Raw genomic sequence first — 14,714 nt, 5'->3', positions numbered from 1 at the left:
TTAGAATTCTCGGCTATGAGCAGGTGGGATACCTCGGACATGCCCGATCAGACCGGACGCACGTTCATCGTGACCGGCGCGAACAGCGGCCTGGGGGCGGTCACGGCAGGCGCGCTCGTCCGCGCCGGGGCGCAGGTGGTGCTGGCTTGCCGGAACGTGGCCAAGGGGGAGCGCGTAGCCGCGGAACTGGGGGAGCGCGCGGTCGTGCGTCAGTTGGATCTCGCGAGCCTGGCCTCGATCCGCGAGTTCGCCGCGGCCACCGACGGTGCCGACGTGCTGATCAACAATGCCGGGGTGATGGCACTGCCCGAGCAGCGCACCGCCGACGGTTTCGAAATGCAGGTGGGCACAAACCATCTCGGGCATTTCGCGTTGACCGGGCTACTGCTGCCCAAGATCTCACAGCGGGTGGTCACCGTGGCCAGCGGTGCGCACGTGATCGGCAAGATCGACCTGGACGACTTGAACTGGGAGCGCCGCAAGTACCAGCGTTGGCAAGCCTATGGCCAGGCGAAGCTGGCCAACCTGATGTTCGCCTACGAACTGCAACGCAGGCTCACCGCCGCGGGCTCGCCGACGATCTCGGTCGCCGCGCACCCCGGCTACGCCTCGACCGAATTGCAGTCGCACACCGAGTCGCTCCAGGACCGGGTGATGTGGCTGGGCAACCGGGTGCTCGCACAGAGCGCCGAAATGGGTGCGCTGGCAACGCTGTACGCCGCCACCACCGAGGTCGAGCCGGGTGGCTACTACGGACCGACCAGGTTCGGCGGGTTGCGCGGTTACCCCGGCGTCTCGGGCTCCTCCAAGGCATCTCGGGACGAAGGTGTCGCGCGTGGCCTGTGGGAGCTGTCGGAGAAACTGACCGGCGTCAGCTACGACTTCGGCACGTAGGGTTCGCATCGTCTGCCGCGGCGGGGTGTGCCCGCCTGCGCCGATGGCGGTGCGACGGTGAGTGGTCCACCTCACTCCTCGATCGGTGTCACACCTCGCGGCGCTGCTTCGTCCTCTCTGTGAACCGCCCAGCACGGCACGAATCAGAAAGAAGGCAGACATCATGAGCGCTCGCTTCAACCTCTTCGGCAACCGCGTCGCGGCCAGCTTCGTCAAGCGCCTCAACACCGCGGGCCGGGTGGTCGCCGAATCCACGCTGCCCGCAGCGACTTACGAGCTGGTCAAGATCCGGGCCAGCCAGATCAACGGCTGCGGCTACTGCACCGACATGCACACCAAGGACGCCGCGCACGCCGGGGAGACCTCGGTGCGGCTCAATCTGGTCGCGGCCTGGCCCGAGGCCACCGTCTTCACCGAGGCCGAGCGTGCCGCGCTGGCGCTGACCGAGGAGGCCACCCGGATCGGTGACGGCCGCGGTGTCAGCGACGAGGTGTGGCAGCAGGTGCAGAAGCACTACGACGAGGACCAGATCGCCGCGCTCATCGCCGCCATCGCGATGATCAACGCCTGGAACCGGATGAACGTCATCGCCCGCACTCCCGCGGGCGACTACACCCCGGGTCAATGGGGGTGAATTCCCGACCTGGTACAGTCGCCGACGTGCAGCGCGCGTATTTCTGGTTTAGCAAGCCGGCCCTGGGTGGGCTGGTCTGCGGCAACCACATGCGCTGACGACATTCCACCCCGAGCCGGATATGGACCGGCTCGACGGGGTTTCACGTCCGTGGGTCGGCCGAAGAAAAGGAACCCACGACAATGACACGAGCTGCCGATATAGATCCGCGGCATTGCGATCTCGATGACCAACGCACGATGAGCGTGAGCCCGTTGCGCTCACCCGCCGAGGTCCGTCGCGTGCATCCGATCACCGACGAACTGGCCGACACCGTCCGTAAGGGCCGCGCCGCCACCGTCGACGTGCTGAACGGCGCCGACGATCGCCTCATGGTGATCGTCGGCCCGTGCTCGGTACACGATCCCGCCGCGGCGCTCGACTACGCCCGTCGGCTGGCTGCCAAAGCGGCCGAGCTGGACGACCGGCTGCACGTGGTGATGCGGGTGTACTTCGAGAAGCCCCGCACCACGCTCGGCTGGAAGGGCCTGATCAACGATCCGCACCTGGACGGCTCCTTCGACGTCAACACCGGCCTCGGCATCGGTCGCAAGGTGCTGGTCGACATCACCGCACTCGGCCTGCCGGTGGCGTGCGAGTTCCTCGATCCGATCACCCCGCAGTACATCGCGGACCTGGTCTCCTACGGCGCCATCGGCGCGCGCACCGCGGCCAGCCAGGTGCATCGGCAGCTGAGCAGCGCCCTGTCCATGCCGGTGGGCATCAAGAACGGCACCGACGGTGACGTGCAGGTGGCCGTGGACGGCGTTCGCGCCGCGGCGGCCAGCCATGTGTTCCCGGGTACCGACCTCGACGGCCGCGCCGCGCTGATCCGCACCACCGGCAACCCGGACTGCCACGTGATCCTTCGTGGTGGCAGCACCGGCCCGAACTATGACGCCGCCTCGGTGGCTGAGGCCTGCCTGCGGCTGGAGAAGGCGGCGCTGCCGCAGCGGCTCGTGGTCGACGCCAGTCACGGCAACAGCAACAAGGACCACAACAAGCAGGTCGACGTGGTGACCGATATCGCCGAGCGGCTGGCGGCGGGCGAGCCCGGCGTGGTCGGTGTGATGCTGGAGAGCTTCCTCGTGGCGGGTCGGCAGGATCTCACCCTCGGCAAGGCCGCCGACCTCACCTACGGGCAGTCCATCACCGACGCCTGCCTGGACTGGGAGACCACCGCGAGCCAGCTCGATCGCTTGGCCGCCGCGGTCGCGGAGCGCCGTAATCGTTGACGGCCGTGCCGGTTTCGGCTGCCCGCCGGGATGCGCGGGCAGCCGGGCCGTCAGTCTCGTTCCGGGGTGGCGAGGACGCCGAGCAGGTCACCGACGGTGCTGACGCGCACGGCGAACCCCGCGTCGGCGAGGTGCGTGCGGAGCTTGCCGCCGGGTGGACGGCCATGGTCGCAATGTAGGACGGGAACGATGCCGCGGGACGCGGTTTGTGCCGGTCGAAAGGCCAGCGACCGGAAAGTGGACCGCGACGCGCGGCCCGCGATTCGGCGAGAATCGGCAGCGTGATCGAGATGGCGGCGGTGTTCGGGGTGGCGGCGGTGGCGTTGGGCATGGTGCTGACGCCGGGGCCGAACATGATGTATCTGGTGTCGCGCACGGTGGCGCAGGGCAGGCGGGCGGGACTGGTCTCGCTCGGCGGTGTGGCGGCGGGATTCGGGGTGTATCTGCTCGCGGCCGCCGCCGGGATCACCGCGGTGTTCGCGGTGGTGCCCGGTCTCTATCTGGCGGTGAAGCTCGCCGGCGCGGCCTATCTGCTGTGGCTGGCGTGGCAGGCGTTGCGACCCGGCGGGACGTCGGTGTTCGCGCCCGCGGCCTTGGCTCCGGACCCGGCGCGGCGCCTGTTCACCATGGGGCTGGTCACCAATCTGCTGAACCCGAAGATCGCGATCATGTACATGGCGTTGATCCCGCAGTTCGTGGTGCCCGGTCACGGCCAGGTCTGGTTGCAGAGCCTCTGCCTCGGCGCGGTGCAGATCGCCGTGGCCTTGACGGTGAACGGCCTGATCGTGCTCGGCGCCGGCGGCATCGCGACGTTCCTGACCGGTCGTCCGCTCTGGCTGCGCGTGCAGCGCTACCTGATGGGCACGATGCTCGGCGCCATCGCCGTCCTCGTCGCCACCGACCGCGCTCGGCCCACCCCGGCCTGACCTGCTCGTTCGGGCCGCTCGTGGCGGGCGGTCGGACGGGGCCGGGTATGGCACGGTGAGCGGCATGGTGGAATTCGGTGCTGAGAGTGTGGCGCTGGCCGGGTATTTCGGCTCGGCGGTCGGTGCGGTGCAGCATCTCGGTGAGTTGTTCGGGGTGTTCGCGTTCGCGAGTTCGGGTGCGCTGCTCGCGGTGCGCCGGGATTTCGACATCTTCGGGATCGTCGTGCTGGCGTGCAGTACGGCGCTCGGCGGCGGTGTCATCCGAGACCTGCTGATCGGGCGGACCCCACCCGCCGCCTTCGTGGATCTGAGTTATCTGTGGACCGCCCTGCTCGCCGCGCTGGTGATCTTCTTCTGGCATCCGCCGCGCCGGCTCACCAAAGGGCCGCTCGAGGTGGCCGATGCGTTCGGCCTCGGGTTGTTCTGTGTGACAGGCACTGTCGTCGCCTACACCGCGGGTGCCGGAGCCCCGTCGGCGGCACTGCTCGGCCTGGTCACCGCGATCGGCGGCGGTGTCATCCGCGACCTGCTCGGCGGCCAGACACCGAATGTGCTGCGGCCAGATCAGATCTACGCCGTGCCCGCGCTGGTCGGTGCGATCTGTACCGCGGTGCTGTTGCATTTCGAGCTGTATCACGCGTGGACCGGTGCGCTGGCGGCGCTGGGCGCCATCGGATTTCGTCTCCTCGCACTGCGTTTCCGTTGGCGGGCACCGCAGGCGCGCCGGCGACCGGAACCACGCGGACATCTCACCTAGGCCCTGTCTCGAAGTCCCATCCGGACTTCGAGACAGAGCCTAGGACTTCAGTCGGTAGGTCAGCTGGGCGAACTGTCCGATTCGAGTGACATCCACGAGTTCCAGCCGATCGGAAAGGATGCGCCGGGGCAGCAGTGGCGCACCGGCGCCGAGGGTGACCGGCGTGACGCCCGCGATGATCTCGTCCAGCAGGCCGGCGTCGGCGAACTGGCCGACCAGCTCACCGCCGCCGAGCACCCAGACATTGCGATCGCCGGCCGCCGCGACCATGTCCCGGTGCACCGGCCCGACCGCACCGGAGACGAAACGCAGGTTCGCGTCCGGCAGCGCGGGCAACTCGCGGTGGGTGAAGACCCAGCAGGGAAGCTCGCCGTAGGACTTGCGCCAGTTCTCGGGTTCGTCGTTGGCCAGGATCCACTCGTAGGTGGTCGCGCCCATGCACATCGCGCCGACGCCGCCGATGAATTCGTCGACATTGTGCTCGGCCATCTCGTCGGCGCCCGCGACCGTGAACAGCCAGTCGAGCGAGTTGTGTTCGTCCGCGAGATAGCCGTCGAGGGTCGTCGCCGTGAAGTATTGCGTCACCATGCGACCTACCCTGTCAGCCAATCCTGACAGGGTAGGTCAAGGTTTTCCGTATCGGTCAGCGCATGACGGCGCGCAGGCGGCGCACACCCTCATCGATCGTCTCGTCGCGCTTGCAGAAGGTGAAGCGCACCAGGTGGTTCCACGCGGCGGTGTCATCGGCGAACACGCTGAGCGGCACCGCGGCGACGCCGAGCCGCTTCGGCAGTTCGCGGCAGAAGGCCAGCCCGTCGGCTGTGCCGAGCGGGGTGACGTCGCCGCAGACGAAATAGCCGCCCGCGCTGTAGGTCACCTCGAAACCGGTGTCGGCGAGCGCGGCGGAGAGGCGAAGTCGCTTGGCGGACAGGTCTTCGCGCAGCCCGGCCACCCAGTCCAGCTCGTTGTTCAGCGCGTGCGCGATCGCGGGCTGGAAGGGCCCGCCGCCGACGAAGGTCAGGAACTGCTTGGCCGCGAGCACGCCGTCGATCAATTCCTTGGGCCCGCACGCCCAGCCGATCTTCCAGCCCGTGACGTTGAAAGTCTTTGCCGCGCTGGACACCACGACGGTGCGTTCGGCCATACCCGGCAGCGTGGCCAGGCTGATGTGCTCGGTGCCGTCGAACACCAGGTGCTCGTACACCTCGTCGGTCAGCACCAGAAGATCGTGCGCACAGGCGATTTCGGCGATGGCCTGCAGATCGGCCCGGCCGAGCACGGTGCCCGTCGGGTTGTGCGGCGAATTGACCACCAGCATCCTGGTTGCCGGGGTGACGGCGGCGCGCAGGCTGTCCAGATCGAGCACGAAGCGGTCGCCGTCGGCGACCAGGTGTGCGGTCCGCCGCTGTGCGCCGGCCAGCGCGACCGCCGCGGCGTAGGAGTCGTAGTACGGCTCGATCAGCACCACTTCCGCGCCCGGCTCGACCAAGCCGAGGATCGCGGCGGCGATCGCCTCCGTCGCGCCGACCGTCACCAGCACCTGGTTGTCGGGGTCGTACTCGGTGCCGTAGCGGCGGGCCCGATCAGCGGCGATGGCGCGGCGCAGCTCGGGCCTGCCGCGGCCCGGCGGGTACTGGTTGAGGCCGTCGGCGATGGACTGCCGGGCCACCTCGAGCATGCCCGCGGGGCCGTCGGTGTCCGGGAAACCCTGGCCGAGATTGACCGCGTCGTGACGCACCGCGAGCTCGGTCATCTCGGCGAAGATCGTGGCGGCGAACGGGCGCAGGCGGGCAACGGTGGCGGGTTGCGGAGGCATATCCGCAGCGTAGTGAATTCGCCGCCGAGGCAGGCCGCCGGATGAAGGGTGAACGGTAGGGGGTTGTCTCAGCCCAGCCGGACGCCGGTGAGTTTCGCCGGGTTCGCCAGGTCGTAGGTGCCCCAGACCAGTCCGTCGCGGATGGTGAATCCGATCACCCGCGCCGGGCGGTCCTCGTCCGCCGCGGTGACCGCGACGCCGAGCTGTCCGTTCACCGACACCAGCTCGGCGGTGAACATCGGGTCCGCCGCGTCCGGCGTCATGCCGTATTTGCGCACGATGCCCAGATAGAACCGCGCGATCCGGTCCGCGCCCTGCACGACGTTGATCGCGGTGGACGTGGTGCCGTCGGCGTCACCGATCACGATCGAATCCGGGTGCAGCGCAGCGGCAACCGCGCGCACGTCACCCGAACCCAACGCGTCCAGGAAGCGGTGCACGGCCGCCTCGTGCTCGGCGTCGGGCACCGGCGGCGGGGTGTGCGCCACGGCCTTGCGCGCCCGCGCGGCGAGCTGGCGTGCCGCCTCGGGCGAGACGTCGAGCAGCTGTGCGATCTCGGTGAACGGCACCGAAAGGCCTTCGTGCAGCACGAAAGCCACGCGCTGGGGCGGAGTAAGACTGTCCAGCACCACCATTGCCGCGAGGCGGTAGTCCTGGTGGCGGACCACGATCTCCAGCGGGTCCGGCGTGCTCGACCTGGTGCGGCCGGTCACCACGGGTTCCGGCAGCCATTGCCCCACATAGCTTTCCCGGCGCACCGCGGCACTGCGCAAGCGGTCCAGGCAGATCCGGCTCACCACGGTGGTCAACCAGGCGCGCAGGTCGTCGATCTCGGACTGGTGCGCTCCCGCCAGGCGCAGCCAGCTCTCCTGCACCGCGTCCTCGGCATCGCCGACGCTGCCCGTCAGCCGATACGCGACCGAGAGCAGATGCGCTCGATGTGATTCGAACTGTCCGGCAAGCAGAGCGGCAACCATCGAGATGATTCTACGATCTGTCCTAGACGGGGTTTACCCCGGTGCCGTCCGGGCGACGCGCGAGAAACCCGGTGAACTGGCCGCGCTGTTCATGACAACATGACTCGATGGATGCACAGGTGCTGACGAACGGAACGGTATGGCTGTCGATCCCCACGAGCGAGGACATCGACGCGATCACCGAATGCTGTCAGCATCCGTCCATCGGTGCATGGGTGACCATTCCGGTGCCGTACACCCGCGAGAACGCGAAGACCTTCATCGAGGACATCGTCGGACCCGGTTGGGCGGGCAAGAGCCCGACCTGGGCGGTGCGCGAGCGCGCGGACGGCCCGGTCGTCGGCATGATCGGTCTCGGTGAACGCGACGAATCGTCCGCCGAGATCGGCTACTGGCTGGCGCCGCGGGTCCGCTCGCGCGGGCTGATGACCCAGTCCGTCGCGCTGGTCTGTGACTACGGCTTCCGTCCCGACCGGCTCGCGCTGCAACGCATCAGCTGGCGTGCGTTCGTCGGCAACTATCCTTCGGCCGCCGTGGTCCGCCGCACCGGCTTCCGCTACGAGGGCCTGTCCCGGCTCGGCAGCCTGCAGCGCGGCCGCCGCCGCGACCACTGGCTCGCCGCCCGCCTCAACACCGACCCCTCCGGCCCCGTCACCGACTGGCCCGCCGAATTCCACCGCACCCTCGAGCCTTCCCCAGGCCCCCACTGACCCCGCTCCCACCCCGATTCCCGTGGTCAGGGGTACCGGCCGTGGGCGGGTGTCGGGGGGTTCAGGAAGAATAGGGGGAATCGATGCGAGGAGGGGCTGTGACGGACGGTCCGCTGATTGTGCAGAGTGACAAGACGCTGCTGCTGGAGGTCGACCACGAGTTGGCCGACGCGGCGCGGCAGGCCATCGCGCCGTTCGCCGAGCTGGAGCGGGCGCCGGAGCATGTGCACACCTATCGGGTGACGCCGTTGGCGCTGTGGAACGCGCGGGCGGCGGGGCACGACGCCGAGCAGGTGGTGGACGCGCTGGTCAGCTTCTCCCGGTACGCGGTGCCGCAGCCACTGCTGGTGGACGTGGTGGACACCATGGCGCGGTACGGGCGGTTGCAGCTGGTCAAGCATCCGGCGCACGGTTTGACCCTGGTCAGCCTGGATCGCGCCGTGCTGGAAGAGGTGCTGCGGCACAAGAAGATCGCGCCGATGCTCGGCGCCAGGCTGGACGACGACACGGTGGTCGTGCACGCCTCAGAGCGCGGGCGGATCAAGCAGATGCTGCTGAAGATCGGCTGGCCCGCGGAGGACCTGGCCGGGTACGTCGACGGCGAAGCGCACCCCATCGACCTGGACTACAGCGACGACAAGTGGCATCTGCGCGACTATCAGGAGCTGGCCGCCGACTCGTTCTGGGCGGGCGGATCCGGCGTCGTCGTGCTGCCGTGCGGCGCGGGCAAGACCATGGTCGGCGCGGCGGCGATGGCCAAGGCGAAAGCGACCACGTTGATCCTGGTCACCAACACCGTGGCCGGTCGGCAGTGGCGGCGCGAGCTGCTGGCGCGCACCTCGCTCACCGAGGACGAGATCGGCGAGTACTCGGGCGAGCGCAAGGAGATCCGCCCGGTCACCATCGCCACCTATCAGGTGATCACTCGGCGGACCAAGGGCGAGTACAAGCACCTGGAACTGTTCGACAGCCGCGACTGGGGCCTGGTCATCTACGACGAGGTGCACCTGCTACCCGCGCCGGTCTTCCGGATGACCGCCGACCTGCAGTCGCGTCGGCGCCTCGGCCTGACCGCGACCCTGGTCCGGGAGGACGGCCGCGAGGGCGACGTCTTCTCGCTGATCGGCCCGAAGCGCTACGACGCGCCGTGGAAGGACATCGAGGCGCAGGGCTGGATCGCCCCGGCCGACTGCGTCGAGGTGCGGGTGACGCTCACCGACGCGGAGCGGATGGCCTACGCGACGGCGGAACCGGAGGAGCGTTACAAGCTGTGCTCCACGGCGCGCACGAAAATCCCGGTGGTGCAGTCGATCCTGGCCAAGCACGCGGACGCGCCGACGCTGGTGATCGGCGCATACCTGGACCAGCTCGACGAATTGGGCGCCGCACTCAACGCCCCGGTGATCCAGGGTTCGACGAAAACCAAAGAGCGAGAAGAGCTCTTCGAGGCGTTCCGGCAGGGGGAGGTCCCCGTGCTGGTGGTGAGCAAGGTGGCGAACTTCTCCATCGATCTGCCGGAAGCCTCGGTCGCGGTGCAGGTTTCGGGTACGTTCGGGTCCCGTCAGGAGGAGGCGCAGCGTCTCGGTCGGCTGCTGCGGCCGAAACACGATGGCGGCCAAGCGCATTTCTATTCGGTGGTGGCCAGGGACACCCTCGACGCCGAATACGCCGCACATCGCCAGCGTTTTCTCGCCGAACAGGGGTATGCCTACCGCATCACCGACGCAGACGACCTGCTCGGTCCGGCCATCGGATAAGCGGAGACAATTCCTCCGCAAGCTGTGCTAGGAATAGGGACGTGCGACGCTTCGAATTCCCGGTCGACCGCAAACATGCCCATGCGGTCAACGAGGTGTTCGCCGACCAGCGACGGCTGCGCGTCATGGCGATCGCGGCGGGGATCATCGCGACCACCGGTGCGGCCTATCTGATCTGGCTCGACCATCCGTGGGCCTATCTGCTGGCGGTCGCGTTCGTGCTCGGCGCGGTGGTGTCGGTGTGGGTGGCCGTCTGGACCTCGCGACACGCCAGCATGGACAAGCTGTATGCCGACGGCGAACTGGTGCCCGCGGTGATCTCGGAGACCTACCCGTCCGGCGTGGTGCTGTTGGCGCTGGTCGACGTGGCCAAGCCGGGCGCCACCGATTCGCACTACGCGCTGGTCATCCGCAAGGTCCGCGCGCTGCCGGGGCATGCGGCGAGAGCGGGCGAGCGGGTGCCCGCGGTCGCGGTGCGCACCGATCGGGCGCCGCGGCAGGTCGGGGAGCGCTGGCAATCGGTCAGTGCGATGCCCATCGCCTGGGGCACCACCGACGAAACCGTCATCGAACGCGCCAGGGACGCGATCAGCGACGTCGAATGGCGGCTGCTCACCGATAATCTCGCGCTGGCCGACAAGGTGCGCCGGGCTCCGGCCCGGCGCCTGCTGCTCGATCCGCACCAGTTGCCCGGCGACCTGGGTTCCTGACCATCGACGAGTCCGGTTGTGATCTCCCTTAATTCGGGTTGCCACTGCGCATAGACTCCGAAGATGGTTCCACTGTCCAACCTGCTGGCGTTTCTGGCCGCGGCGATCGTCCTCATCATCGTGCCCGGTCCCGGGGTGCTGTTCACCATCGGACGGGCGCTGACCCTCGGCCGGCGCGCGGCGCTGCTGTCGGTGGCCGGGCACTGCCTCGGCGTCTTCTTCGTGCTGCTTCTGGTCGCGGTGGGGCTCGGTACCCTGCTCATGGCGTCGGCGTTGGCGCTCGCGGTGGTCAAGTTCGCCGGCGCGCTGTATCTGATCTATATCGGCGTCCAGGCGATCCGGGAGCGCAAGTCGCTGCGCGCCGCGCTGGGCGCCGAGATCCCGGCCGTGCCCACCACGAAGGTGCTGCGGCAGAGCGTGATCGTGGGGCTCACCAACCCGAAGGCGATCGTGTTCTTCGCCGCGGTCCTGCCGCACTTCGCCGATCCGGCGGCCGGCTCGCTGCAACTGCAGTTCCTGCTTCTCGGCTCGCTGTTCCTGGCCATCGCGGTGGTGTGTGACAGTGCGTGGGCACTGCTGGCGGCCTCGGCGCGGTCGTGGTTCGCACGCTCGCCGCGTAGGTTGGAAGCGGTCGGCGGTGCAGGCGGGATGATGATCGTCGGCCTCGGCGCGTCGGTGGCGCTGACCGGCAGCGCCGACTGAACCGACTACCATCCACCGAGGCTCGGTACGCCCGTACCGGAATGCCAGGCGGCGGAAAAGGGGTGGTGTGCGAATGAGGTTCGCCGGCTTGGTGTGTGCCGCGGTCGCCGCAGCGCTGGTCACCGTCTCGGTGCCGGCTGTGGCCCAGCCGCCCGCCGATCCGACGGTCGGTGCGCCGGGTCTCGGGGACCCGTACTACCCGCTGGACGGCAACGGCGGCTACGACGCCCGCCACTACGACGTCACCATCGAATACGACCCGCCGAGCCATCAGCTCACCGGATCCACCCGGATCGACGCCGTCGCCACGCAGGCGTTGCGCATGTTCAACCTGGATTTCGCGGGTCCTGACGTGCGGATGGTCTCGGTGAACAACATGCCCGCGTCGTTCGCCCGCAACGGCGAGCACGAACTCACCGTGACCCCGATGCTGCCGCTGCTGCCGGGCTTCGCCTTCACCGTGACCGTGGACTACGCGGGCACCGCCGCGAACACCGAGGGCGACGGCTGGACTTACGCGCCGAGCGGCGGCGCCTTCGCCGCGGGCGAGCCGCACTCCGCCTCGACCTGGTACCCGCTCAACGACACGCCGCTGGACAAGGCGACTTTCGCGCTGCACGCGACGGTCCCGGCGGAGTGGGAGGTGGTCTCCAACGGTCTGCGCACACAGGACGCGGTGCACGGCGACCGGCGCACGGTCAGCTGGGCGGTGAACCAACCGGTGGTCGGCTACCTGACCACGGTCGCGATCGACAAGTTCAGCTTCCTGGAGCAGCGCCGCGCCAACGGCACCCCGTTGATCAGCGCCTTCGCCCCGGAGGCCGAACGCAACCGGGAGACCGAGCAGCGACTGCCGGAAATCCTCGACTTCATCGAAAGCCTGTACGGCCCTTACCCGTTCGAGACCTCGGGCGGCATCTACGTGGATGCCGACATCATGTTCTCGCTGGAGACCCAAACCCGGCCGATCTACGCGCCGTGGACCGACCTGCCGACCGTGGTACACGAGATCGCGCACCAGTGGTGGGGCGATTCGGTGTCGGTGCGCCAGTGGTCCGATATCTGCCTGAACGAATGCTTCGCCAGCTACACCGCGGATTATCTGTGGCCGGAGCAGAAGGAAGGCAAGGACGTCGACGCGGAGTATCGCCAGACGCTGCAGAAGTATCTGGACAACAGCGAGTTCTGGCAGATCCCGCTGGCGAACCCGGGCGCCGGAAACGAATTCACCTCGGTCTACTACCGCGGCCCGCTGTTCCTGCACGCGCTGCGCAGGCAACTCGGCGACGCCGTGTTCTTCGGCGCGGTAAGGGAATTCAACGCGAAGCACGCCTACGGTAATGCGTCGATGCCCGAGTTCCGCAAGTTCGTGCAGTCCAAATCTTCGACGGATCTGACCGGCTTCTTCGACGCGTGGCTCGATCAGGCCGCCCCGCCGCCGGACGAATACCGCTACCCGGGCAGCCTGCGCGGCTGAGTCGCGCACCGCTGTCGTCAGTCCGCGACGCGCTCGCGGGCCCGCACCACCCACCGCTCGACCCGGTCGAGTTGGCGCTGGGCCGAACGCAATTGGTCCTGCGCCGCGCGTTCGGCGGTGCGGCCGAACTGACGCTCCTGCTCGGCATGCGCGAGCGCGTCTTTCAGTTCGGCGATCCGAGAATCGATGTCTTCCAAGCGATTCGTCGCCTGCTCGGCCTCGTCTGTCGCGGAATCCTTTGCCGCGCGGGCGGACTCGAGCGCTGCCAAGGCATCGTCCAGTTCGCGGCGCGCGTCGTCGTCGGTTGCGGTGTCCTGCGGCGGTGCGGCCGGGGGATCGTCGACCGCCACCAGGCCGGGACCGGACGGGCCGAAACCCGAGTAGGTCTGTGCGGTGGCCAAGGTGCCGGTGCGCACCAGATCGGCGACCTCCGGGTCGGCCAGTGCCGCGGTCAGGGTCTGCCCGATCTCGCGCAGCACGTTCTCGCTCACCGGATGCCCCTGTTCGGCGGCCAGCGCGCCCGCCTTCTTCGCCAGCGCGTTGACCGCCTGCTGGCGCTGTCCGGTGAGGGTACGCAGTTCGTCGCCGGAAAGCCGCTGCTGGGCCGTGCGCAACGCCGCACCCAGTTGCAACAGCGCCTCGACCTCGTCCGGCACTGCACGGGCGAGCAGGTTCGCCGCCCACGCGGTGACCGTCGGTTTGCGCAACTTGCCGATCGCGGTGGCGAGTTCCTTGTCGCCCGCGTCCTTGGCGGCCTTGACCTGGGCGGTGCGCGCCGGCACGAACTCGTTCGGCGCGAGCCCGTACAGGTCGACGGCGATGTCGTCCAGGGTCATACTGACCAAGCGTAACGACTTGCTCGCAGGAACCGAAAGAGACCACGTATCGGACGAGTGTCCACGTTGTGGTCATGCGCGAAAGGCATTGCTAGTGAATTACTTTGGACTCCAATTGCTCGGCCGTCTGCTTCCGAGCATCCTCGGCTACTCGCTGCTCGGCATGTGGGGCACCATCTGGTGAGCCGAGGCCGGGGTATCAACCCTGGAGTTGATGCGGGCGTGTCGCGCGTCCGGGTATTCTCACCGCGTTCGCGACCGGCGTGAATGTGTTCGGTGAGAGAGGTTTTCAGGTGAAGTTTCCAGGAGCGAGGTTGCTGGCACGTGTGGTGCTCGCCCTCGTAGCGGTGGCCGCGGTAGTGGTCACGGTGGTCGGCTGTTCCGCGGCCAAGGACGCGAGCAAGTCCGACACGGCCAAGGCCAAGGTCGGCGACTGCATCAACGTCATCACGGGATCGTCCACCGACGCCAAGACCGAGCCGATCGACTGCTCGTCGGAGAAGGCCGTGTACAAGGTCGCGCAGTCGAACGACAAGAAGGTCGAGTGCGCGACCGACTACACCTCCTACGAGGAGACCCTGGGCGGCGGCACCACCGCTTTCCTGTGCCTCGCGCCCAACTTCAAGCAGGACGCCTGCTACAACGAGAGCACGACCACCGGGTACAAGCACGTGGCCTGCACGTCCAGCGAGGCGACGTTCAAGGTGGTGAAGCGGATCGACGGCGAGGCCGACGAACTGCTGTGCGGCACGGATGCCACCAGCTTCCGGCTCATCTCCGAAGCGCCGAAGATCACCTTCTGCCTGGCCAAGCCGCAGGCCTGATCCCTTCGATCATTCGATGAGGGCGACGGATGCGATCCGGTGCAACGTGAAGTGCCGGATCGCCCCCGTCACCGGGTCCAGCGCGTCCAGCTGGCCGTTGCCCACCTTGAGCGGTTCCACCACGCGCTGCGTCGCGACGCCCTGCGCGTCCACGTAGCCGATATTGACCGGTCGGCGCACCCGTGCCGCCAATTGCAGCAGCGCCAGCGTCGCGGCGGTGTTGGTCCTGGTGCCGTCCGTGCGGACCGCTTGCGCCGAACGGGCGCTGGTGGCGCGTTCGGCCGCCCGCAGTTCGGTGACGAGCAGCTCGAGCTGTTCGGTGCTCGGCGGCGTCGGCCGCCACGGCTGCCGGGCATTGGGCCGGATGGAAATCCGGGCGCCCCGCTGCCGCAGATCCCACGAATGACGCCCGCCGAATCC

The 14,714-nt window shown here is 68.4% G+C and carries 16 protein-coding genes; 11 read left to right on the top strand and 5 right to left on the bottom strand.

Translation table 11 applies throughout. From position 1 onward, the window contains the following. The first annotated feature begins 15 nt into the window (after positions 1–15). The 5 genes from NBRGI_RS29115 to NBRGI_RS29090 all read left to right on the top strand — a co-directional run bounded on the left by NBRGI_RS29115 (position 16) and on the right by NBRGI_RS29090 (position 4,485). Positions 16–894 carry an oxidoreductase gene (locus tag NBRGI_RS29115; RefSeq protein ID WP_029900401.1) on the top strand — a complete coding sequence of 293 codons (879 nt, stop codon included), beginning with the start codon at positions 16–18 and terminating at the stop codon, positions 892–894. A gap of 163 nt (positions 895–1,057) precedes the next feature. Next, entirely contained in the window at positions 1,058–1,528 is a 471-nt protein-coding gene (locus NBRGI_RS29110; RefSeq protein ID WP_029900400.1) for a carboxymuconolactone decarboxylase family protein, read from the top strand. A 182-nt stretch (positions 1,529–1,710) separates the two neighbouring features. Beyond that, the gene (locus NBRGI_RS29105; RefSeq protein ID WP_029900399.1) at positions 1,711–2,802 is read left to right on the top strand and encodes a 3-deoxy-7-phosphoheptulonate synthase; all 1,092 of its coding nucleotides are present in this window, start codon (positions 1,711–1,713) and stop codon (positions 2,800–2,802) included. Positions 2,803–3,083: 281 nt separating this feature from the next. After that, the gene (locus NBRGI_RS29095; protein ID WP_029900397.1) at positions 3,084–3,728 is read left to right on the top strand and encodes a LysE family translocator; all 645 of its coding nucleotides are present in this window, start codon (positions 3,084–3,086) and stop codon (positions 3,726–3,728) included. A gap of 64 nt (positions 3,729–3,792) precedes the next feature. Beyond that, positions 3,793–4,485 carry a trimeric intracellular cation channel family protein gene (locus tag NBRGI_RS29090; RefSeq protein ID WP_081878280.1) on the top strand — a complete coding sequence of 231 codons (693 nt, stop codon included), beginning with the start codon at positions 3,793–3,795 and terminating at the stop codon, positions 4,483–4,485. Positions 4,486–4,524: 39 nt separating this feature from the next. On the opposite strand, the gene NBRGI_RS29085 is transcribed toward NBRGI_RS29090, so the two are convergent. From NBRGI_RS29085 to sigJ, 3 genes are all read right to left on the bottom strand, one after another. Beyond that, positions 4,525–5,073, bottom strand: coding sequence for a dihydrofolate reductase family protein (locus NBRGI_RS29085; protein ID WP_029900395.1), 549 nt, complete (start codon positions 5,071–5,073; stop codon positions 4,525–4,527). 55 nt (positions 5,074–5,128) lie between these two features. Continuing rightward, positions 5,129–6,301 carry a pyridoxal phosphate-dependent aminotransferase gene (locus NBRGI_RS29080; protein ID WP_029900394.1) on the bottom strand — a complete coding sequence of 391 codons (1,173 nt, stop codon included), beginning with the start codon at positions 6,299–6,301 and terminating at the stop codon, positions 5,129–5,131. Between the two features lie 68 nt (positions 6,302–6,369). Further along, a complete protein-coding gene (gene sigJ, locus NBRGI_RS29075) occupies positions 6,370–7,278 on the bottom strand; it encodes an RNA polymerase sigma factor SigJ (RefSeq protein ID WP_029900393.1) in 909 nt (302 codons plus the stop codon). A 107-nt stretch (positions 7,279–7,385) separates the two neighbouring features. On the opposite strand from sigJ, the gene NBRGI_RS29070 reads away from it, so the two are divergent. From NBRGI_RS29070 to NBRGI_RS29050, 5 genes are all read left to right on the top strand, one after another. After that, a complete protein-coding gene (locus NBRGI_RS29070; RefSeq protein WP_029900392.1) occupies positions 7,386–7,988 on the top strand; it encodes a GNAT family N-acetyltransferase in 603 nt (200 codons plus the stop codon). A gap of 98 nt (positions 7,989–8,086) precedes the next feature. Beyond that, entirely contained in the window at positions 8,087–9,745 is a 1,659-nt protein-coding gene (locus NBRGI_RS29065) for a DNA repair helicase XPB (RefSeq protein ID WP_029900391.1), read from the top strand. A gap of 41 nt (positions 9,746–9,786) precedes the next feature. Beyond that, positions 9,787–10,455, top strand: coding sequence for a DUF3239 domain-containing protein (locus NBRGI_RS29060; RefSeq protein WP_029900390.1), 669 nt, complete (start codon positions 9,787–9,789; stop codon positions 10,453–10,455). Between the two features lie 63 nt (positions 10,456–10,518). Beyond that, entirely contained in the window at positions 10,519–11,157 is a 639-nt protein-coding gene (locus NBRGI_RS29055) for a LysE family translocator (protein ID WP_029900389.1), read from the top strand. Positions 11,158–11,230: 73 nt separating this feature from the next. Next, on the top strand, positions 11,231–12,634 hold the full coding sequence (locus NBRGI_RS29050; protein ID WP_029900388.1) for a M1 family metallopeptidase: 1,404 nt from the start codon (positions 11,231–11,233) through the stop codon (positions 12,632–12,634). Positions 12,635–12,651: 17 nt separating this feature from the next. On the opposite strand, the gene NBRGI_RS29045 is transcribed toward NBRGI_RS29050, so the two are convergent. Further along, positions 12,652–13,470 (bottom strand): hypothetical protein, encoded by an 819-nt coding sequence (locus NBRGI_RS29045; protein ID WP_029900387.1) that lies wholly within the window; start codon positions 13,468–13,470, stop codon positions 12,652–12,654. A 314-nt stretch (positions 13,471–13,784) separates the two neighbouring features. On the opposite strand from NBRGI_RS29045, the gene NBRGI_RS29040 reads away from it, so the two are divergent. After that, complete coding sequence (locus tag NBRGI_RS29040) at positions 13,785–14,294, top strand: LppU/SCO3897 family protein (protein WP_226887074.1); 510 nt, start codon at positions 13,785–13,787, stop codon at positions 14,292–14,294. A gap of 9 nt (positions 14,295–14,303) precedes the next feature. On the opposite strand, the gene NBRGI_RS44375 is transcribed toward NBRGI_RS29040, so the two are convergent. Further along, positions 14,304–14,714: WYL domain-containing protein (locus NBRGI_RS44375; protein WP_036561377.1), on the bottom strand; the 411-nt coding region annotated here is incomplete at its 5' end.

Origin of the sequence: Nocardia brasiliensis IFM 10847, assembly GCF_000710915.1 — a bacterium.
Classification (GTDB): Bacteria; Actinomycetota; Actinomycetes; order Mycobacteriales; family Mycobacteriaceae; genus Nocardia; species Nocardia brasiliensis_A.
The sequence above is the reverse complement of the archived record's forward strand: the minus strand, read 5'-3'. Positions and strand labels throughout refer to the sequence as shown.